This window comes from Synechococcus sp. R5-12 (assembly GCF_047502655.1).
Classification (GTDB): domain Bacteria; phylum Cyanobacteriota; class Cyanobacteriia; order Thermostichales; family Thermostichaceae; genus Thermostichus.
The window spans coordinates 1-19,702 of the sequence record NZ_JANSIM010000003.1 but is presented as its reverse complement, the minus strand read 5'-3'; the positions used below and the strand labels follow the sequence as shown (position 1 = coordinate 19,702).

General features: G+C 59.5%; 18 protein-coding genes. 6 read left to right on the top strand and 12 right to left on the bottom strand.

Going from position 1 to position 19,702, the window contains the following annotated elements:
* Positions 1-26 precede the first annotated feature (26 nt).
* From NW843_RS00355 to NW843_RS00340, 4 genes are all read right to left on the bottom strand, one after another.
* Positions 27-833, bottom strand: a complete 807-nt coding sequence (locus tag NW843_RS00355; protein WP_414521774.1) for an HAD family hydrolase — start codon at positions 831-833, stop codon at positions 27-29.
* 61 nt (positions 834-894) lie between these two features.
* The gene (locus tag NW843_RS00350; RefSeq protein ID WP_414421639.1) at positions 895-1,164 is read right to left on the bottom strand and encodes a hypothetical protein; all 270 of its coding nucleotides are present in this window, start codon (positions 1,162-1,164) and stop codon (positions 895-897) included.
* Between the two features lie 12 nt (positions 1,165-1,176).
* Positions 1,177-2,457 carry a beta-ketoacyl-ACP synthase II gene (gene fabF, locus NW843_RS00345; RefSeq protein ID WP_414419164.1) on the bottom strand — a complete coding sequence of 427 codons (1,281 nt, stop codon included), beginning with the start codon at positions 2,455-2,457 and terminating at the stop codon, positions 1,177-1,179.
* Between the two features lie 45 nt (positions 2,458-2,502).
* Entirely contained in the window at positions 2,503-2,748 is a 246-nt protein-coding gene (locus NW843_RS00340; protein ID WP_041436540.1) for an acyl carrier protein, read from the bottom strand.
* 240 nt (positions 2,749-2,988) lie between these two features.
* Between NW843_RS00340 and rpsF the strand changes: the two genes are divergently transcribed.
* The 4 genes from rpsF to NW843_RS00320 all read left to right on the top strand — a co-directional run bounded on the left by rpsF (position 2,989) and on the right by NW843_RS00320 (position 5,220).
* Positions 2,989-3,279 (top strand): 30S ribosomal protein S6, encoded by a 291-nt coding sequence (gene rpsF / locus NW843_RS00335; RefSeq protein ID WP_011433268.1) that lies wholly within the window; start codon positions 2,989-2,991, stop codon positions 3,277-3,279.
* Positions 3,280-3,352: 73 nt separating this feature from the next.
* Positions 3,353-3,751: a single-stranded DNA-binding protein gene (locus tag NW843_RS00330; RefSeq protein WP_414521773.1), complete on the top strand. Its 399-nt coding sequence runs from the start codon at positions 3,353-3,355 to the stop codon at positions 3,749-3,751.
* A 27-nt stretch (positions 3,752-3,778) separates the two neighbouring features.
* The gene (locus tag NW843_RS00325; RefSeq protein ID WP_414521772.1) at positions 3,779-4,477 is read left to right on the top strand and encodes a M14 family zinc carboxypeptidase; all 699 of its coding nucleotides are present in this window, start codon (positions 3,779-3,781) and stop codon (positions 4,475-4,477) included.
* 209 nt (positions 4,478-4,686) lie between these two features.
* Positions 4,687-5,220 carry a universal stress protein gene (locus NW843_RS00320; protein WP_414343284.1) on the top strand — a complete coding sequence of 178 codons (534 nt, stop codon included), beginning with the start codon at positions 4,687-4,689 and terminating at the stop codon, positions 5,218-5,220.
* Between the two features lie 13 nt (positions 5,221-5,233).
* On the opposite strand, the gene NW843_RS00315 is transcribed toward NW843_RS00320, so the two are convergent.
* The 5 genes from NW843_RS00315 to purM all read right to left on the bottom strand — a co-directional run bounded on the left by NW843_RS00315 (position 5,234) and on the right by purM (position 11,406).
* Entirely contained in the window at positions 5,234-6,709 is a 1,476-nt protein-coding gene (locus NW843_RS00315; RefSeq protein WP_414521771.1) for a DUF4340 domain-containing protein, read from the bottom strand.
* 14 nt (positions 6,710-6,723) lie between these two features.
* On the bottom strand, positions 6,724-8,286 hold the full coding sequence (locus tag NW843_RS00310) for a GldG family protein (protein ID WP_414521770.1): 1,563 nt from the start codon (positions 8,284-8,286) through the stop codon (positions 6,724-6,726).
* A gap of 47 nt (positions 8,287-8,333) precedes the next feature.
* Entirely contained in the window at positions 8,334-9,119 is a 786-nt protein-coding gene (locus tag NW843_RS00305; RefSeq protein WP_414343288.1) for an ABC transporter permease, read from the bottom strand.
* Complete coding sequence (locus NW843_RS00300) at positions 9,116-10,126, bottom strand: ABC transporter ATP-binding protein (protein ID WP_414343290.1); 1,011 nt, start codon at positions 10,124-10,126, stop codon at positions 9,116-9,118. The genes NW843_RS00305 and NW843_RS00300 overlap by 4 nt, the downstream gene beginning before the upstream one ends.
* Before the next feature lie 215 nt (positions 10,127-10,341).
* Positions 10,342-11,406, bottom strand: coding sequence for a phosphoribosylformylglycinamidine cyclo-ligase (gene purM, locus NW843_RS00295; RefSeq protein WP_414521769.1), 1,065 nt, complete (start codon positions 11,404-11,406; stop codon positions 10,342-10,344).
* 144 nt (positions 11,407-11,550) lie between these two features.
* On the opposite strand from purM, the gene NW843_RS00290 reads away from it, so the two are divergent.
* On the top strand, positions 11,551-12,729 hold the full coding sequence (locus tag NW843_RS00290) for a septal ring lytic transglycosylase RlpA family protein (RefSeq protein WP_414521768.1): 1,179 nt from the start codon (positions 11,551-11,553) through the stop codon (positions 12,727-12,729).
* Here the strand turns inward: NW843_RS00290 and NW843_RS00285 are convergent, their stop codons facing one another.
* The 3 genes from NW843_RS00285 to NW843_RS00275 all read right to left on the bottom strand — a co-directional run bounded on the left by NW843_RS00285 (position 12,730) and on the right by NW843_RS00275 (position 17,967).
* Positions 12,730-13,740 (bottom strand): response regulator, encoded by a 1,011-nt coding sequence (locus NW843_RS00285; RefSeq protein ID WP_414521766.1) that lies wholly within the window; start codon positions 13,738-13,740, stop codon positions 12,730-12,732.
* Positions 13,737-16,664: a PAS domain S-box protein gene (locus tag NW843_RS00280; protein WP_414521765.1), complete on the bottom strand. Its 2,928-nt coding sequence runs from the start codon at positions 16,662-16,664 to the stop codon at positions 13,737-13,739. The genes NW843_RS00285 and NW843_RS00280 overlap by 4 nt, the downstream gene beginning before the upstream one ends.
* A gap of 304 nt (positions 16,665-16,968) precedes the next feature.
* Complete coding sequence (locus NW843_RS00275; RefSeq protein WP_011433256.1) at positions 16,969-17,967, bottom strand: ribose-phosphate pyrophosphokinase; 999 nt, start codon at positions 17,965-17,967, stop codon at positions 16,969-16,971.
* A gap of 119 nt (positions 17,968-18,086) precedes the next feature.
* Between NW843_RS00275 and NW843_RS00270 the strand changes: the two genes are divergently transcribed.
* On the top strand, positions 18,087-19,619 hold the full coding sequence (locus tag NW843_RS00270) for an ABC transporter ATP-binding protein (protein WP_414521764.1): 1,533 nt from the start codon (positions 18,087-18,089) through the stop codon (positions 19,617-19,619).
* The last annotated feature ends 83 nt before the right edge of the window (positions 19,620-19,702 follow it).

Sequence of the window (19,702 nt, the reverse complement as noted above, 5' to 3'; positions counted from 1 at the left end):
TTCAGCAAAGTTCAGGGTTTTGGGGGTTAGAGGCATGCTCCCTGGGATCCCTTGCAGGAACCGGCCTCTGCTTCTGGGGTCGAAGGACGGTCTTGCCCGCCGGCAAACCAGTTCCGGATGCGATCCCATTCCACCTGATGGTAGCCGTCCACCGCCCAATTGGCCCGCCGCTGCAGCATGTGCAGAGGAAAGAAGGTGGCCAGAGCCAGCACCGGGATCCCTGCCGAACGGGCTGCCTGAATGCCGGGGTAGGTGGCCTCAATGCTCAAGCACTCCTGGGCAGGCAATTCCATCCGCTGCAAAAGCAGGCGGTGCAAGTGTCCTGGGGAAAGCATTGGGCCTGCATCATCCCCCGTCACTCGGTAGGATCCCCCATCGGTCAACCGCGTCAGGGCCGGGCAGCATGGCTGGAAGCGCTCTAGAAAAGCGGCCACCTCGGCTGCCGATTGGCCGCACAGCAGGCCGACCTTCAGTTGCAGCCGCTCCAGCGTCTCCAAAGTTTCCGCCAAACCGGGAATGAGAGGCAATTCCCTCTGCCCCTGCAAAGCCTGTCGGTAGTATAGGGCCTTGCGTTTCAGCAGCTCTTCCAGTTGTTTGGGGCTGAGCACCCGCCCTTGATCCCCCCACAGAGCCGGCAGGCGCTCTCGATCCGGTCGGCCCAGGTATTGCAGCCGATAGAGCTCCCGCTGCCCAGGGGATCCCGACTTCGGCCAGCACAGGTTCCAGGGGCGCAGGTTCTCTTCCACCAGCAGTTGGTTGATGGCCTGTAGGTGCAGGCTCTCGTCATCGGCCACCACCCCACTCCAGCTCAAGATCACCCCTTGCAGTCCCATAGGGGGGACATCACCCTCTGCTAACGACCGCAACCCAACTGCATCAAAGCAGATGGCTTGTCTATCCATTTTGAACGCGACGCTCGAACTCTTCGCGGGTGGCGTCCACCAATTGCACCGCCTCTGGATAGAGTTCAGGATGGTTTTGCTTCAGCCAACTGAGCACCCGCGCCAGTTGGGCTGCACACAGATCCAAGTCCGCTTGAAAAATAACCGCCGCTGCCATGTGCTGGGCATATTCGGGCGGGTGGCCTTGCTGCGCCAGCTCCGCCGTCAAAGCGGCCAAGGCCTGTTGGCGAACTGAGGGCAGTGAACTTTCGGGAGAAGACATAGGCCAAGCCCTTCAAGCGGGAGAGTAGCGGCGCAAGGCCAGCGTGACGTTGTGCCCACCAAACCCAAAGGCATTCACCAAAGCGGCCTCAACAGCCATCTGCCGCCCCTTGTGGGGGACAAAATCCAGCCCTTCGCACTCGGGATCGGGGTTGTCCAAGTTGAGGGTGGGAGGAACCCAGCCGTGGTGGATGGCCAAAGCTGTGGCCACCGTGGCAATGCCGCCCGCTCCCCCCAACAGGTGGCCGGTCATGGACTTGGTGGCGCTGATGGCCAAACGGGGGGCATGTTCGCCGAAGACCGACTTGATGGCCTGGACCTCGGCAATATCCCCTACAGGGGTGCTGGTGGCATGGGCATTGATGTGTTGCACATCCCCAGGCTGAAGCCCGGCATCCTTGAGGGCCAGCCGCATCGCCCGGGCCGCTCCCTCGCCGCCGGGGGCAGGGTTGGTCATGTGGTGGGCATCGCAGGTGAGGCCATAGCCGACTATCTCCGCATAGATCTTGGCCCCGCGGGCGCGGGCGTGCTCCAACTCCTCCAGCACCAGGATCCCTGCTCCTTCCCCCATGACAAAGCCATCCCGATCCCGATCGAAGGGCCTACAGGCTTGCTCCGGGGTGTCGTTGCGGGTGGAAAGGGCCTTCATGGCACTAAACCCCGCCATGGACAAAGGGGTAACCGCCGCTTCCGTGCCACCTGTAATCGCCGCTTGCACCTCTCCCCTCTGGATGAGCCGAAAGGCATCGCCAATGGCGTTGGAGCCAGAGGCACAGGCCGTAACTGTGCAGGAATTGGGGCCTTTGGCGCCAAAATGAATGGCCAGGTGACCCGCAGCCATATTGGCAATCATCATGGGCACCATGAAGGGGCTACAGCGATCCGGCCCTTTCTGCAGATAGATGGTCTGCTGCTCTTCCAAGACGCGGATGCCGCCGATGCCGGTGCCCAAGATCACCCCCACTTGCTCGGCGTTGAGAGCGGTGATGCGAAAGTCAGCGTCCTCCAAGGCTTGCCGGGTGGCCGCCATCGCCAGGTGCACAAAGCGGTCGGTGCGCTTGACATCCTTGCGATCCAAGTAGTCGAGGGGATCAAATCCCTTCACCTCTCCGGCAATACGGCAGTCGTGGCGGGAGGCATCGAAATGGGTAATCGGCCCAATGCCGGAGCGCCCTGCCAGCAAGCTCTGCCAAAACTCGGCAGGAGAGTTGCCGATAGGGGTGACCGCACCCAGGCCCGTAATCACAACGCGGCGGGTTGGTCTGTAAGCAGTGGCGGGATCTGTGGTAGCCATCGTCCGGTGTTAGCCCGGGGGTATAGAGTCAGAACTGGGGGCAGACTAGGCAGCTTTCTTCGAGAGGATGTAGTTAACAGCGTCTTGCACGGTGGCGATCCCCTCTGCATCTTCATCGGGGATCTCCAGGTCGAATTCCTCTTCAAAAGCCATGACCAGCTCCACCGTATCAAGGCTGTCGGCCCCCAGGTCGTTCTGGAAATTGGCTTCTGGGGTCACTTTGTCATCTTCCACGCCCAGTTGATCGGACACGATCTTACGAACACGGCTGTAAACTTCGTCTGCGCTCATGCTTGGAATCCCAACTCTCGATTCAGCGTGTCTTGGCCGGGCCAACCAGCGGCCAATGAAGCAATCCCTATTGTATCGGACAATGGATCCCCTCTTGTGAGCAGCCTCACCTGCATTTGCCGCTGCGGCCAGAGTATGGAGGTGTGGGGATTGAGCCGCGGCCTTTTCGGTTGCAGGAAAGAAAAGCTAGTATAGTCTACTGCATCTCTACAACTGGATCCTCAAGGAGAACTCGCTTCCATGCCCCGCGCTTACGAAACGATGCTGATTGTGCGTCCTGATCTGTCAGATGAACCCCTCGAACAACTGCTCAGCAGTCAGGAGGCAATCCTGCGAGAGAACGGAGTAACCCACGTGGAGATTACCAATAGGGGCAAGCGCCGCTTTGCCGGGTTTGAGATGAAAAAGTTCAAGGAGGGTCTGTACATCCAGTTCAACTACGAAGCCGAACCCAATGCGGTGGCTGCCTGGGAGAAAAACCTGCGCATCAACGAGAGTGTGCTGCGCCACATGACTCTCCGCGTCGGCTAGGTTTGACGGGATCCCCGCCTGCGGGCATGATGGAAGTGCGCTGAGCTGCCCCTTATCCCTGGATGGCTCCGTTATGAACTCGATTGTGTTGATGGGCGAGGTTCTGTCTGAGCCAGAGCTGCGCTACACCCCTGATAACTTAGCTGTTGCGTCCTTGGTGATTGGCTTTCCCAGCTTGCGCCCGGATGAGCCGCCCTACCGGGTGCGCGTTTCCTCTTTTGGAGAACTGGCCAAAAGGGTGGTGGACACCTGCCATGTGGGCGACCAAATCACAGTGGAAGGCCAACTGCACATGAATGTGGTGGAGCGAGATGGGCGCAAGGAAAAGCTGGCCGAGATCACCGCGCGCCGTGTCCATCAGCTGGGATCCGCTCGCGTCCTCTCTCTGACGGGGATGGGTGAACCGGCAACTGGGGAATCCTCTGAAGGGGATGTCCCTTCCCCACCAGATCCCAACGATGTCCCGTTCTAGAGGTTGTGAGATTTGTCGGGATCCCCCATGTCTCAAAAACTTGGCGAACCCTTGGGATCCCTGCAGGTCATCGGCTACTCGGTGCAGGGACGTCCTATTCACCTTTGGCAGCTCACCCAAGGGATCCGCTCCTTGCTGCTGATCGGCGGAGTACACGGGGACGAGGTGGAAGGATACACTCTGATCGAGCGCTATGTGGCCTCGGGGAGATGGGGATCCTTGGCCGGGAAGGCGACCTTGTGGGCGATCCCTCGCTTGAACCCGGATGGCTGTGCCCTGGGGCAACGTCTCAATGCCAACGGCGTCGATCTCAACCGCAATCTGCCCACCCAAGATTGGATCCCGGCCTCTTTGGAAGCTCGCTATCCGCCCGGAGCAGCCCCAGGCTCCGAGCCCGAGACGCAGGCGTTGTTGGGGGGCTTGGCCCAGATGCGGCCCCAGTTTATCCTTTCTGCCCACTCCTGTCAGGCACACCCCTGTGTGAACTACAACGGCCCTGCCCTTGAGCTGGCCCAGGTGATGGCCGCTTGCAACGGCTTGCCCATTACCGCCGACATTGGCTACCCTACCCCTGGTTCTCTGGGCACTTGGGCAGGGCAGGAACGGCGGATCCCAACCCTAACGCTGGAAATCCTGCGGGGCACTCCCCTCGATCAAGTCTGGCAAGAGCAGGCCGAGGCGCTGCAGGCGGTGTTGGAGTGGGCAGCCCAAGGCGATGCCTTCTGACCGGTGTCAAGATCTCTGAACTTTCGTTGCCAATCTGCCTAGTTCGTTCAAGATATCTGGGGTTTTCTCGCCCAAATCTTCTACAACACAGATAGGTGGGGCAGAGCAGAGGGGAGCTTGGAGTCGAGGGAAAAGGGGTCAGAGGTCAACCCCGAAGTCACGCTGCTTCTGCCTTGTGCCCCGCTGTTAGCCATCTGGAGGAAGCCAATATGTTCAGCAGGATTTTGGTGGCAGTGGATCGGTCGGAGCTGAGCCAGGGAGTATTTCAAAAGGCCGTCCAAGTGGCCAAGGCCATGCAGGCCCAGATGATGATTCTCCATGTTCTGTCTCAGGAAGAGCCGGGCGCCCCAGAGCCGCCGATGATCCTGGGGGTAGATTACAGCTCCACCATCAGCGCCGAGCTGTGGCAGTCCTACCGGGAGCAATGTGCCATCTTCGAGCAAAACCAGATGGACTACCTGCGCTCGCTGGTGGAGAAAGCGGCTGAGCACGGGATCCGCGCTGAGTACACCCTCAACTACGGCAACCCCGGTCGGGTCATCTGCGATCTGGCCCGCTCTTGGGATGCGGACTTGGTGGTGGTGGGCCGCCGCGGCCACTCCGGCCTGAGCGAGCTGTTTCTGGGCAGCGTCAGCAACTACGTGCTGCACCGCGCCCCCTGCTCGGTGTTGACGATACAAGGGGAAGCCCTGAAAAAAGCAACCCAAACCGCGGAGGAGAAGACAGCTACCTCTGCTGGCTAAGGCTCTAGGGACTCTAGGGCGAGGGAGTGGGATCTGGTCGCGTGAGTGGGGCAGAGTCCTTGCTCTCCGGCTGGCCTTCCAAGAGGCGATTCACTTCGGTTTCCAGGCTGTTGAAGGTGCTCAGCTCGATCACGGCAATGTCCGGCTGGCGGCTGCTTTGCACATAGGCCCGCAAGCCAGAGGCGGCCAAGCTCAGGGCCAAGGGATCCTGCTCGGCGTCAGGCTTAGGCTCAAAGGTCAGCCGTAGGTCGGGCTCAGACAACACCCTTTGGGCTTCCGCGTCGGCCTGTTCCACAAACTCCTTGGCGCGGGCAGCATTCAGGCTGGAGAACAGAGAGCCGAGATCCACAGGCTGGCCCGGTTGCTCCGGGTTTTCCCAGCGCAGCTCCAGGGATCCCTTCTCCTGCGGCAGAGGGTTAAGGGTAACCCGCTCCCCCAGCGACTCCAGGGTCACTTGACCTACCTGGTTGGGATTGAAGCGGGCAATGCGGTGATCCCGCAGCTCTTCCAAGTCAGAGCGGAGAATATCGGCGGTGCTGGTGAGCAGGGTGGCCACTGCCGGGTGCTCAGAGGTGATGACGTACACCTGGCCATCTTTCTCCGATCCCAAAGCGACCTTCAGGGTTTTGCCCTCCTCCAGCTCTACCGTCAGCCGGGCGGAAGGCTGCTCCAAGCCATAGGGGGCTAGATCCGTCTGGGTCTCGGCGGGGAACTCCACGGCCTGCAGGCGGGCCAGAGTATTGAGCAAGCGGTTGACGTTGATCTCATCGGCAGGCAGCTCGCGGGGCTGGACAATCTGCCAAGTAAAGTGCTCCGCACCGCTGGCGCGAACGTCTTGCCGCTGCAGGCGAACAACTTCCGGCTCCGCCTCTGCCAACTGCACTTGCAGGGCCTTCACCTCGGCTGTATCAAACTGAAGCAAAGTCTTGTCCCGCAAAGCCAAGAGAGAGGGCAACAGGGATCCCTTCTGGGCACTGCTTAGAAGCACCACCTGTCCCCCTTCGGGCTGGGCGTAGAAGCCGGAGCCATCGAAGTTGTCGTTGCCGATGGCCAGGCGGTAGGGATCCCCTTCTTTGGGGAAAAGGGCGATTTGGTGTCGCGGCTGATCCAGGCCAAAAGCGGCCAGGTCAGTGACCCCCTCCAGAGTGATTTGGGGGGTGAGGCGGGAGAAGGTGTTGAGCAACTGCTCAATGGGGAAGTCCAGCGCCGCTGACTGAATGGGACTGACAATCCGCCAGCGGGATCCCTCTTCTTCCGGAGTGCGCTCCAAAAGGATTTCCAAGTGCTCCGCACCGCTGCCGCGAACGGGTTCCCCCTCTTTCTGTTGGCGGATTTCAATGCGGGCAATGGTATCGGTGGCAAAATGGAACAGCCGCGCTCGCTCCGCCTGTTGCTCCTGGCGCAGTTGCTGGATGTTGTCCAAGAGGAAGTAGCCCAGCAGACAGGCCACCGCCAAACCCAAAAGAACCCAGGTGGTTCGCTTGAACATACTGGACTCTCCTCCTACCGTCTTTGCCACCACAGGGCAGCTCCGGATCCCAGGGCCGCCAAGGGCAAAAGCACCGTCGATCCCAGCACCAGCCAGCGGAAGGTTTGACCGGTCAGGGTGAGACGGCGATCCGTGATGGATTTGGGGCGGATGGAGATCTGCTCCGTTTGCTCAGTCAGCCAGTTGAGGGTGTTCAAGAAGAGATCCCGGTTGCCCTGCTGCCGCAAGTTGCCGTTGAGGGCAAAGTTGACATTGCCGATCACCACCAGGCGGGCCTCCTGCCGGGATCCCGAGCCCTGTTCTGGGTCGGTGTCCAGACGGCGGGTTAAAGCAACACCCAAGGTGAGGGGGCCGGGCTTGTCCTGCTCCGGATCGAACTGCAGGGGGCCACTTTCCAGGTCAGGACTGGTCTCCCCCCAGCTTTGCGGGTTGGTGCGCAGTAGGGGCGTGGCTTGGATCCCTTCGCGGGCTTCGGTTTCCACAGAGCGGGCCAGGGGGAACAGGGTCATTAGCCGCTGGGCCGCCAAGGGGGCGGTGATGGGGTGATCCCCGTAGGTAGTAACCAGGGCAACCGCCGGCCCTGTCCCCAGAAGCTGGCTGATGCTGCTCGCCTCCAGGATGATGTCATCCCCCAAGACCACGCCCCACTCTTCCAGCAAGGGATCCAGGCCAGCCTCCACCCGCGGCCCGATCAGCAACAGCAGCCGTCCGCCTTTCGCCAGATAATCCTGCAGTTTCTCCACCTCGCCGGGGAACAAAGCCCGCTGTGGCCCCGCCAGCACCAGGACATCCGCCTCTTCTGGGATCCCCGATTGCACCAAGTTGAGGGGCTCTACCCGATAGCCTTCCTGACCCAGGGCTGCCGCCGCCTGGGCCAGAGTTGGAGTACCTTCCCTCGCTTCCAGCCCCACTTCCCCGTGCCCTTGCACGAAATAGGCCAGCAACTCCCCTCGGTTGACCACTTTGGACAGGACGGGGGTCAGTTTGCTCTCCAGATCAGGGGCAGGGGGCTGAGGCAGTTGTTGCCGGCTTTCTCCGGCCTCCACCACCAGGGTGTTGTTCTGGGTCACCTGCAGCCGCTGAATGGTCAGGGGATCCCGGTTGGGATCCACAAACTCAAACTGGAAGCGGTTGGGGTTGAGGCGGCGATAGCGCTCCAGTTGTTCCCGCAAGTTGGGATCCGGCGCAGTGGTGACCACCCAAACTTTGACCGGTTGCACCAATCCCTGCACCAATTGCCGGGTTTGGGGCGAGAGGGTAAACAGACCCTCCTCAGTGAGATCCAGCCGCAGGTCGTAGCGCACCGCCACCACATTCACCAGCACCAGAATGACGGCCATCGCCGCCGCCGCCACCAGGATGTTGGCGTTGGTCTGGGTGGAACGCAAACCGAGGAAGACCCCCACCTCCTGCCGGTGGGTGATGCCCCAAGCCACCAGCAGGGCCAAACCTGTTGCCAGCATGCTCAGGGGCACAGCCGTCCAACCGGTGAAGGCGGATCCCACCACCAGGCCGATGGCGATGACGCCAATGCCCAGGATCCCTGTCCAGTCCAATAACGCGCGCCAGTCCTTCATAATGCTCCGCACCGCTGCCGCAAACACCACACTCCTCCCATCTGACCTCAGCTCTGTTGCCAGCGCAGGCTTTCCACCGATTGCACCGTGGCAAACAGCCCCAGGACGATGATGCTCAAGAAAAGAATGAGGCTGCTGCTGCTGAGGATCCCTTGCACCCAGTTGCTGTATTGCTGCAGCAAAGACACATGCCGCAGCGTCGCGGCAATCCAGTTCTCCTCCTGGCCGGCTGCCGCGTCGATCACCCAGAGCAACAAAATCAAGCCAAAGGTGGCCACTGCTGCGATGAGGGTGCTGTCTGTCAGAGAAGAGATAAACAACCCCAAGGCCATAACGCTACCCGCCAGCAGGGTTAGGCCCACATAACCCATCAGGGTCAGGCGGTAGTCCACTGCCGGGTTGGCGCTGCTCAGCACCAGCACATGGTAGACCAGCGGCGGCAGCAGCAGCGTGATGAAAAACACCCAGACCGCCAACCATTTGCCCAGGGCCACCTCCAAGTTGGTGATGGGAGAAGTAGCCAGCAGCTCCATCGTGCCTCGCCGCCGCTCCTCGGCATAGGAGCTCATGGTGAAGATGGGCAATAGAAATAAGGAGAGGGTGCCCAAGAGGTTGAGAAACTGCTGCGACAGGATGGTGGCGGCGTCAAAAGGGTTCTCCTGGCCGAACTGGGCGAAAAGATCCACCTGCTGAGAAAAGCTGATCACCCGCACCAGAATATTAAAGAAGAAAAACCCCGCCAGTCCCCAAAACACCGCGGCCACCACATAGGCAATGGGGGAGGTGAAGTAGCCGCGCAGCTCTTTGCGAAAAATGGCAACCACTCCGTTCATGCCGCTTCCTCCAATGCGCCCTCAGATCCCTCTTGCGTAGTGAGCTGCAGGAAAATCTCTTCCAAAGAAGCCTGCGGGCGGCCTATCTCGTAGAGGTCGATCCCTGCCTGCACCAGCACCCTGGCCACCTCCGGGATCCAGCCGTCCGCGGCAGCGTTGCTCTTGAGCTGCACCTGCCAGCGGGAGGGATCCGCCGCCAAGGGCTGTAGGCTCACCACCTCCACTTGGGGCAAAGGCTGCAGGGCCGTCCGGATGGCCATTGCCTCGGTTGCCCCCACCACCAGCTTTGCCTGCTGCCGATCCTGGAGCTGGGCTGTCAGCTCGGCAGGCGTGCCAATGGCCGCCACCTGGCCGCGGTTGATGATCACCACTCGGTCGCAGGTCATGCTCACCTCGGGCAGGATGTGGGTGGAGAGGATGATGGTGTGCTCCCCCGCCAGGCTCTTGATGAGCTTGCGCACCTCGATAATCTGCTTGGGATCCAGCCCAATGGTGGGCTCATCCAGGATGATCACCGGCGGGTCGTGAACCAGAGCTTGGGCGATGCCCACCCGCTGCTTAAACCCCTTGGAGAGCTTGCGGATGAGGGTGTGGCGCTTTTCTTCCAGGCTGCACCGCCGGATCGCCTCGTCCACCCGCCTGGGCCGATCGCCAGCGCTGACCCGCTTGATCTGGGCCACAAAGTGCAGGTACGCCTCCACCGTCATGTCGGGGTAGAGGGGTGGGTTTTCCGGCAGATAGCCAATGCGCTGCCGCACCGCCATCGAGTTTTCGTGAACATCAAACCCGGCCACCCGCGCCGTCCCCTCGCTGGCAGGCAGATACCCCGCCAAAATGCGCATGGAAGTGGTCTTGCCGGCTCCGTTCGGCCCCAAAAAACCCATGATCTCGCCGGCGTTCACCTGGAAGGAAACATCGCGGATGGCAGTGAAGCTGCCGTAGGTTTTGCTCAGATGCTCAACTTCGATGGCACCCGCGGTTGCACGAGCAGTGGGTAAACCTGTCATCAGCAACTCCTAACCTAGAGGGTCAGCAGCGATTAGCAAACGGTCCAAGGCCGAGTTACCCCTATTCCCAAAGAGGACAAATGTCGGGAAGCAGGCTCGGGCAAGAAGGCGGGCAACAGCGCTGAGGCCACATGCCAACTTAGCATAGCGACGGCGAGGATGAGTCGAGGGAACTGGGATCCCTTTCCCCCTTTTGGTGGGGATCCATCGGTTGGCTAGTCGGCAGGGCTTGTGAGGGATCCCCACTGTTCCAGCCCCAGAACCCGGCTCTCCCCTGGATTGGCTGCCACCACCTCCCCAATGGGGAAGGCTTCGGGGAGCAGGGATCTCACCTGATTTTCCGCCTCAGGGGGGATCACCAGCACATAGCCCACCCCCAGGTTGAAGGTGCGGAACATCTCCAAGGTCTCCACCTGGCCCTGCTCTTGGAGCCAGAGAAATTCCCGTGGGACGGGCCAACTGTGGGGCTGCAGCCGTGCCGCCTGGTTGGGGGCCAAACAGCGGGGCAAGTTTTCCGGGATCCCGCCGCCAGTGATGTGGGCCATGCCGTGGATGGCGATCCCTGCTGCCTGCAGCCGCTGCACCGCCTGCACGTAGATGCGGGTGGGGGTGAGGAATACTTCCGCCAAAGGCCGATCCCAGCCGGGAGGCCGGTGATCCCAGCGCCAACCCCGGTCGGCCACAATCCGCCGCACCAAGCTGTAGCCGTTGCTGTGTAGGCCGCTGCTGGGCAAAGCCAACAACCGATCCCCAAGCTGTACCCGCGACCCATCCAGAATGGCCGCCTTCTCCACAATTCCCACACAAAACCCGGCCAGGTCGTACTTCCCAGGGGGATAAAACCCCGGCATCTCCGCCGTTTCCCCGCCCAGCAGTTGGCAGCCCGCTTCCTGGCAGCCCGCCAAGATGCCATCGATCACCTGCCACAGGGCTTCTGGCTCCAGCTTGCCGGTGGCCACATAGTCCAAGAAAAACAGCGGCCGGGCCCCCACCGTCAGCACGTCGTTGACGCACATCGCCACCAGATCAACACCTACCCCCCGGTGCTGACCCCACTGCTGGGCAATGTCCAGCTTTGTCCCCACCCCATCGGTGCCCGCCACCAACACCGGCGCTTGATACCCTGTCGGCAGCTCAAACAGGCCGGCAAAGCCGCCGATGCCACCCAAGGTTTCTGAAGAACCTGAAGACGGAACTTGAATCCGTTCAACGCGCTCGCGGATCCCCCTGACAAAGGCCTGGCCCAGATCGATGTCAACCCCTGCTGAGCGGTAGTCCAAAATGCCAAAACCCCTTATGCTATCAAGACTTGAGCTCCTGTGTCCGACCGTACAAACGGGTCAACTCAGAAACCTATGGTACATTAACTTCTGTTTTAACCGTCGCCTTGGAAGTTGTACAGGATTGGAGAGGAGCGCGGCCTCATGCGAAATTGGAAACAGCTTGGACAGGGACTGGATCCCGCCCGCAAAATGGGCTTGGTCAGTTGTCTCTGTGTCACGGCTTTGGGCTTGCCGGCAGGCATGTTGGGCAGCTTCGCCCCGCGAGCACAAGCCTCAACGCGAACCGGATCCCTGAGCACCCGAGCAGCGGAGCTGTCATCTGACTCCCAATTGCCCTCCCCGGCCACCGACCTCGTTCCCCCTTCCCAACCCGCCACTGCTGCCGCAGCCCCAGTCAGAACGCTGCCGAGAACCCCCCAAACCCCTATCTCCGGCCACGAGGGTCTTGCCCCTGCCAAACTGGGTACCCTGAACTTGGATCATCCCTTGAACCGATCTCGCCAGGCGATCCTGCCCCGTCGAGCAGAAGAACCCATTCTCAAGATCGGCGAACAACAGCAGCACACCAACCAGCCCATCTCCACCCTCTACGACTATCAGATGGACGGGCAACAGGTGGTTACTGTCTATGTGCGGGATCTGCCCATTGTCAGTTTTGTCGAGCACCCTGGGCTAGAACCACCGCTGATGCGGGCCATCACCCTTGTGGCCCAGCTCAACCAAATGGCCCAGGGATCCCTGAAAGACACCACCATCACCCTAGGTTGGGCAGGTTTGGAATTGGCCGAACAAGGCTTGGGTGTTCCTCTCTACACCATTCGGGCCAACAGCGAGGAATTGCTGCGCATCGACGATGGAGTGCTGTTGATCGATAACCAGCGCCCGGTGGATGTGGCTGTTTTGGCTGCCAATCGTCTGCGCCGTCTGCTGCTCGATGCCCCGCCCATTGCAGCTCCGGCCCTGCCCCAGCCGGCTGCTCTGACCGCCAAAGCCGCTGTTGCAGGTTCCAAGCCGAAAACAGCCCCTCAACAGGAACCCGCCCCTGTCCGCGTGGTTGGGCCTGTGCAAGAGGGCATTGCTTCTTGGTATGACCTGCACCCAACCCGCCATGAGATGACGGCTGCCCACCCCACCCTGCCCTTTGGCACCGAGGTACGGGTGACCAACCTGAAAAACGGACGCCAGGCTGTCGTGCGCATCAACGATCGCGGCCCTTTTATCCCCGGTCGGATCATCGACCTCTCCCTGCGGGCGGCAGAGGTGTTGGGGATGGTGCGCTCGGGGCTGGCACCTGTGCGGGTGGAAGTGCTGCAACGCTAGCTAGGGCACGGGCGAAAAGCGCTTGGAATCGGGGGAATAGCGCCAAGAAATGCCCTCGGGATCCCGGCTGCGGCTCCACTCTGGAAACCCGGTTTTGAATTTCCAATAGGTAATGGCGGAAACCACCACCCCCAAACGTTCCGCCAACTGAGTCTGGTTGAGGGGGCGCAGCGGTGCCCGTGGCGCCGTAACGGCGGTGGGGCTGGGTGTGGGGGCAGAGCCTGCCGACTCTTGGGGGGCCGTGGCTGCAGGGGTGGGCGCTTCCTCCTCCAACCGGTGACCAGGGCTGGGCTCCTGGGGACGCAGCAGGCTGAACTGGCTCAACAGGCCGACATTTTCCAGGTTTAAAAGATTTTCCAGGTTAGAGGTTTGGTGGATCAGCTCCAGCTCACGGCGAAACTCATCCTCCAGCACCTGCAGATAGTGCTCCCGCTTCTGCTCCGACTCGGCATCCTTGAGCAGACCCAAGGCAAAGCTGAGGTTCGAGAGGGGCTCGCTCAGATCCTGCAAGAATTTCTTGAACAGAGTGCCCTTCACCTCCGAGAACTGCTGCAGCTGCTGCAGTTTTTGCCGCAGCTCTTCGATTCTTTTTTCTTCCAGCTTGCGGTTCTCGAGGCTCTGGCGGTGGGTGTGCAGGGCAATTTCGATGGTGGTGTAGAGTTCCCGCTCTTTGAAGGGTTTGATGATGTAGCCAAAGGGTCGGGTCTCTTTGACGCGGGAGAGCGTGTCCTCATCGGCGTAGGCCGTCAGATGCACCACCGGAATGTTGAAGCGCTCGGTAATCCGCTTGGCGGCTTCTATACCATCGATATCGCCTTTTAAGACGATATCCATCAAGACTAAGTCCACCGGCATCTCTTCCAGCCTTCGGATTGCTTCTTCCCCGGAAGAAGCAATGGCGGGCACAGCGTAGCCGAATTTTTTCAGAACGTTGGCAATGTCCTTGGCGATGATCTTCTCGTCTTCGACGACCAGGATACTGCCTTTGACAAGGGGTGGAACTCTCTTCAAGGCTCGCTCCTCGGAAAGGTAATGATGAAGGTGGTACCCGGTTTGCTCCTCAATTGTATCTTGCCCTGTAGCTGATCGGTGAGGGTTGCAACCAGTTGTAAACCCAGAGATTGAGTTTCCTTGAAGTCAAAGTTCGGGGGCAAGCCAACGCCATTGTCGGAGACTCGCAACTGAGTATATTTGCGGGTTTGGCTGAAATGAATCTCTATCTCCCCGCTGCGGCCCTTCGGGAAGGCATACTTGAGGCTGTTGGTCACCAACTCGTTGATGATCAGGCCACACAAGACCGCATCGTCCAGGTTGAGGCGGATCCCTTCGGCGCGGATGTTGGCGCGAATGCTCTCGGGGTTTACCCCGTAAGAGTGAAAGAGGTTGGAGATCAAATTGTGTAGGTACTGCTTGAGATCCACAGCGGCCAGATTGTTGGATTGGTACAAACCTTCGTGGATCAAAGACATGGCTTGAATACGGCTGCCGGCATCCTTAAAAACGCGGGCGTACTTGCGGCTTTTGATTTGGTCAGCTTGGAGCCGCAGCAGGCTGGAGATGATTTGCAGGTTGTTTTTGACGCGGTGGTGAATCTCCCGCAGCAGGACTTCTTTTTCCTGAAGGGCAGCTTGGATCTGCAGCTTTGCCCGTTTTTCTTCGGTAATGTCTTCGCAAATGCCGATGATGAAGAGGTTTTTGCCCTCGGGATCCCGGACTGCAGAGACTGCCAGGCGGCACCAAACCACCTTTCCGCTGCGGTGGATGTAGCGTTTTTCCAGGTGGTAGCGATCCCGTTGGCCGTTCAAAACCTCCTGGAAGAGTTGCCAATCTTCCTGAATGTCCTCGGGATGGGTGAGGTCGCAGAAGCTCATGTGGGTCAGTTCGGCAGCGCTATAGCCCAAGATCTCTTCCAGAGCGGGGTTCACTTTTAGGTAATGGCCCCGATGATCGACGATGGAAATGCCCAGGGCTGACTGCTGGAAGATGCCCCGTAAACTCAGCTCACTTTGGCGAAGGGCTGCCTCGGCTTGCTTGCGCTCGGTAATGTCCAAAATCTGGCTTAGAAAGTAGCTGGGATCCCCTTGGGCTGTGCGCACCAGGGTGATGCGGAGAATGGCATAGACAATTTGGCCGTTCTTGTGGATGTAGCGTTGCTCCTGTTCGCACTGATGCACCTGGCCGGCCAGCAGGCGGTTGCTGTTTTCCAGAGTGGTGGCGATGTCGTCGGGATGGGTGATGTCGAGGACGGTTTTCCCTTTGAGATCCTCCAGGGTGTAGCCCAGGGTTTCGGTAAAAGCGGCGTTGATTTGCAAATAGGTGCCATCCACGTGGGTCATGGCCTTGGCAATGGGGGCCCATTCAAAGGATTGGCGGAAGCGTTCTTCACTTTCTTTGAGGGCAATTTCTGCCTCCACGCGGGCGCTGATGTCGATCACCTGGTTGAGAAACTGGGTGGGCTGTCCTTCCTCGTCGGTGAGCAGGGTGGCCTGAAACAGCACATGAACAACCTGGCCGGAACGGTGGGTGTAGCGAATCTGGCGCTGGCTGACAGAGACCTTCCCTGCCAGCAAAGCCTCATTGGCCCCCAGCAGTGGGTTGACATCTTCGGGGTGGAGAATGTCCAGTTGTTGCCGATGTTTCAATTCTTCGGGGGTGTAGCCGACAATCTGGGCAAAGGCATCGTTGACCTGGATAAATCGCCCCTGCAAGTCCACAAGGGCAATTCCATTGGGGGCCAGCTCAAAAATCTGCCGAAAATGGTTGGCGCTTTGTTGCCAGGCTTGCTCTATACGACGCCGTTCGGCTTCCAGTTGCTTGGACTCAGTGATGTCTTCGACGATCCCTGCCACCCGATAGATTTTGCCCTCTTTGTCGGCGATGGGAAAGGTGCGTTCTCGCAGCCAAATCAGGCGGCCATCAGTGTGATAAATGCGGAAGACAACATCGGTGGATTTGCCCTCCGATTGGGCTTTGAGGATGGTGGGGAACAACCAGCGGTCGTCGGGGTGGATCTGGCGGATCCAGGCTTGGGGGTTGGCGTAGGCCTCTTCGGCGGAGCGGCCCCAAATGGCTTCACAGGCTGGGCTGACGTAGATCAGCTCTTTGCTGTAGACCGTTGTAATCCAAAACAGTTGTTGCGTATTCTCTACCAGTTGCAGAAAACGATGCTCGCTCTCTCGGCGGGCTTCTTCCAATTGTTGTTGTCGTTCTTTCAGTTGACGGGATGCTGTGATGTCGGTAACAAATCCTTCAAAATAGAGGGGATCCCCTTGGTCGTTGTAGATGGTACGGGCATTTAAAGAAATCCAAATTAGCCTGCCATCTTTGCAGCAGACTTGGTGTTCAAAATTCACAACTTGACCTTCTCTCAGCATGCGCTGGATGAATTCGGCTCGTTGCTCCGGATCGCTATAGATTTGGGTGCCAATATCGGAGACGTTGTGCATCAAATCCTCAGGGGATTCGTAGCCGAAAATATGGGCCAAGGCCGGGTTGGCAACCAGGTATTTGCCCTCTAGGGTGGTTTGAAAAATGCCTTCGACAGCGTTCTCGAAGATCTGCTGGTAGCGGGCAGCAGTGCTGCGGCTGTCCTGCAGTTGGGATTGGAGCTGCTCGAGGGTTTGCCGATGCTCCTGGGCTTGGAGAAGGATTTGCTTCAGGCTGAGGGCAACGAGGTCAATCTGTTCCCGTTCAAAGGAACTCAGTTGGCGAGGATGGCAGTCAAGCAGGTGCAGATCGGCCAACCGGATCCCCTGCTCAGTCTGCAAGAGGAAGGATTCATGAAAAGGCCATTGCTCAGCCCCAGGACTGGCATTGAGGTTGAAGGGTTCGCCGGCTGGGATCCCTTGCGGATCCCGGTAGAGGATCCCTTTTGAAGACGAGTGGGGATCCGATCCCGGCTGGGCCAGTTCTAGATAGACCAAAGGTACTTTCAACAGTTGACCCAGTAATTGCAACAGCGGGTACAGCGCTGTACCCAGTTCGGTTTGAAGGGACTGCCCTTCCCTGGGAGCAGTCCGCGGGAAAGCAAAACCGTGCACAACGGATCTTGGCGAGCGAGAAATGGGAGGTGACATGGGAAAACCTGGCCGAGGAGCTGGCTCAACCCAGTCCATCACGACAGATCGGGGGTGCCTGGTTGGGCTGATCTCCACAGGGAAAAGGAGCAGGCGCACCCATTCTGCACCCACTCTACTCTAGCGATACTCTGGAGAAACTTACTTTGAAACTTACTTTACTTTAGTGAAACATGCTGCTGACGGAGCTATCTTCATGGATGCGCCAGATCGCTTCCCCCAGCACATTGGCTACCGAGAGAACGGTTAACTCGGGAAAGTGCTGCTCTGGAGGGATAGGGATAGTGTTGGTGACGATCACCTCTTCAAATAGACCACCCCGCAGGCGTTGAATGGCCGGCTCAGAAAAAACAGGGTGAATGGCGCAGGCATAAACCGCTTTGGCTCCCAGCTTGCGCAGCAATTTTGCCCCTTCCGAGATGGTGCCTGCCGTATCGATCATGTCATCCACAAGGATGGCAGTTTTCCCCCGCACATCCCCAATCAGATTCATGACTTCCACATCGTTGTGGGCTTGGCGGCGCTTGTCAATGATTGCCAGAGGGGCTTCCTTGAGTTTTTTGGCAAAGGCACGGGCACGAGCCACACCCCCCACATCGGGAGAGACGACCACAATGTCTTCGTCGAGCAAGCCCTTTTCCTTGAGGTAAGCCTGTAATACCGGCTGGGCGTAGACGTGGTCGAGGGGAATGTCGAAGTAGCCTTGAATCTGGGCCGAGTGCAGATCCATAGCCAGCACGCGATGGGCCCCTGCCTGGGTGATCATGTTGGCCACCAGCTTGGCGGTGATCGCTTCTCGTCCTGCCGTTTTGCGGTCGGCACGAGCGTAGCCGTAGTAAGGCAAGACAGCGGTGATCTGCCGGGCAGAGGCGCGGCGACAGGCGTCAATAATGACCAGCAGTTCCATTAGGTGGTCGTTGACGGGGCGGCAGGTGGGCTGCACCAAGTAGACATCAGCACCCCGGATCGACTCTTGGATTTGGATGTACAGCTCGCCATCGGCAAAGCGCTTGCGCAACATCGGGCCCAGATCCATGCCCAAGTAACGCGCCACCTCTTGAGCCAGAGCCGGGTTAGCGCTGCCTGAGAAGATTTTGAGGCGGTTGCTATCCGAGATGGGTGGCAGGGGGGAAGGGCGGAGAAGAGGGGCAGGGCGAACCACAGATCGATGCTGAACTCGTCCGCAGCCAACGCCTAACGGCGAGCTGTCGCTATCGTAGCACCAGCACTTGCAACCTCAGCAACTGTATTCTTGGGGATTTTCTGGGGAGGCAGGTTACTATGAGCAGAATGAAGGTCGAGCTGCTGCACATCCACAAGCGTTTTGGGGCGGTACAGGCGAACCGCGATGTGTCCTTGCGGGTGGAGGCGGGCACAATCCACGGCCTGCTTGGGGAGAATGGGGCCGGCAAAAGTACCTTAGTTAAGATCCTGAGCGGCTTTCTGCGCTGCGATCAGGGGGAGATTTGGATCGATGGGCAACCGGTTCGCATCGACAGCCCTGCAGCAGCCATTCGCCTGGGCATTGGCATGTTGCACCAGGATCCCTTGGATTTTCCTTCTCTGACGGTGCTGGAAAACTTTATTGCCGGGCAACGAGGGCGCTTGGGCTTGGGGCTGCGGGAAAGCCGAAGACGTCTCGAGAAAGCCTGTGAAGAGTTTGGTTTTAATCTCAACCCCGATGGAGCCATCGGCAGTTTGACGGTGGGGGAACGGCAACAACTGGAAATGCTGCGGTTGCTTTCCCTGGGGATCAACACCTTGATTTTGGATGAGCCAACGACGGGCATTTCTGCAGCGCAAAAAGATCTTCTGTTCGCGGCTCTGAGAAGGTTGGCGGAGCAGGGCAAATCGGTGATCTTCGTCTCCCACAAGCTGGCCGATGTGGAGTGCCTTTGCGATCGGGTGACGGTGATGCGGCAGGGGGAGGTGGTAGGGGAGCTGCCTGTTAGGGGTGAAGACATTGCCCTGTTGGAACAGCAGTTGATCGATTGGATGTTCGGGCGGGAGTTGACACCCCCAGCTCGGCCCCATTCTCCGCAAAGGAGAGCGGATCCCCTGTTGGAGTTGCGCTCCCTGGTGGTGCGGCATGAGCCGTTTGCCTTGGCTTTGCCAGATCTGGCGGTGCAGCCGGGGGAAGTGATTGGGTTGGCTGGTTTGGAGGGCAGTGGGCAACGCTCTTTCCTGCTCACCTGTGCAGGGTTGTTGCCGCCCAGGCGGGGCCAGATCTTGTTGAGGGGGCAGGAGATGACAGGCCGTCCTTACGGCGACTACCTGCGCTGTGGGGTGGGGTTTTCTCCGGCGGATCGGCTGCGGGAAGGGCTGATCCCCGGCTTAACCTTGCAGGAGCATTTTGCCCTCCAGCAGCAGGATCCCTGGATCAACTGGGCTCTGGCCCGTCAGCAGACCCAAGCGGCCATCGAACACTTCAGCATTCGGGGTCACCCCTACAGCCGGGTGGAGCAACTCTCGGGGGGCAACCAGCAGCGCAGCCAGTTGGCTCTCTTGCCCACACCCCTGACCCTGTTGCTGATGGAGCACCCAACGCGAGGGTTGGACATTGAGTCGGCGCTGTGGGTCTGGGGGCAATTGCTGGAACGCACCCAAGCGGGTACGGCTATTCTTTTTGCCTCGGCGGATTTGGACGAGATCCTGCAGTACAGCGACCGAGTGATGGTGTTCAGCGGCGGACAGGTCTCGGAGCCCATTCCGGCGGCGGAGCTCACCGTTTCACGCCTGGGACAGATGATGACGCTTCCCGTCTTGCGCAGCACTCACAGCAGCGAGATCCCAGGGATCCCGACTGAGGTTTAGAGGGCTGGTCGCATCAGCAGGAACTGACACTCTGCCGGAGCAAGAGCATGACTCTAGTCAATAATAAGCTCAACTATACTGAA

Excerpts from the sequence above, each read along its gene's own strand:
- NW843_RS00330 (WP_414521773.1), top strand. The coding sequence starts at position 3,353 with ATGAACTCGATTGTGTTGATGGGCGAGGTTCTGTCTGAGCCAGAGCTG.
- fabF (WP_414419164.1), bottom strand. The coding sequence starts at position 2,457 with ATGGCTACCACAGATCCCGCCACTGCTTACAGACCAACCCGCCGCGTT.
- rpsF (WP_011433268.1), top strand. The coding sequence starts at position 2,989 with ATGCCCCGCGCTTACGAAACGATGCTGATTGTGCGTCCTGATCTGTCA.
- NW843_RS00355 (WP_414521774.1), bottom strand. The coding sequence starts at position 833 with ATGGGACTGCAAGGGGTGATCTTGAGCTGGAGTGGGGTGGTGGCCGAT.
- NW843_RS00320 (WP_414343284.1), top strand. The coding sequence starts at position 4,687 with ATGTTCAGCAGGATTTTGGTGGCAGTGGATCGGTCGGAGCTGAGCCAG.
- NW843_RS00350 (WP_414421639.1), bottom strand. The coding sequence starts at position 1,164 with ATGTCTTCTCCCGAAAGTTCACTGCCCTCAGTTCGCCAACAGGCCTTG.
- NW843_RS00310 (WP_414521770.1), bottom strand. The coding sequence starts at position 8,286 with ATGAAGGACTGGCGCGCGTTATTGGACTGGACAGGGATCCTGGGCATT.
- NW843_RS00300 (WP_414343290.1), bottom strand. The coding sequence starts at position 10,126 with ATGACAGGTTTACCCACTGCTCGTGCAACCGCGGGTGCCATCGAAGTT.
- NW843_RS00325 (WP_414521772.1), top strand. The coding sequence starts at position 3,779 with ATGTCTCAAAAACTTGGCGAACCCTTGGGATCCCTGCAGGTCATCGGC.
- NW843_RS00315 (WP_414521771.1), bottom strand. The coding sequence starts at position 6,709 with ATGTTCAAGCGAACCACCTGGGTTCTTTTGGGTTTGGCGGTGGCCTGT.
- NW843_RS00270 (WP_414521764.1), top strand. The coding sequence starts at position 18,087 with ATGAGCAGAATGAAGGTCGAGCTGCTGCACATCCACAAGCGTTTTGGG.
- NW843_RS00305 (WP_414343288.1), bottom strand. The coding sequence starts at position 9,119 with ATGAACGGAGTGGTTGCCATTTTTCGCAAAGAGCTGCGCGGCTACTTC.
- NW843_RS00340 (WP_041436540.1), bottom strand. The coding sequence starts at position 2,748 with ATGAGCGCAGACGAAGTTTACAGCCGTGTTCGTAAGATCGTGTCCGAT.
- NW843_RS00290 (WP_414521768.1), top strand. The coding sequence starts at position 11,551 with ATGCGAAATTGGAAACAGCTTGGACAGGGACTGGATCCCGCCCGCAAA.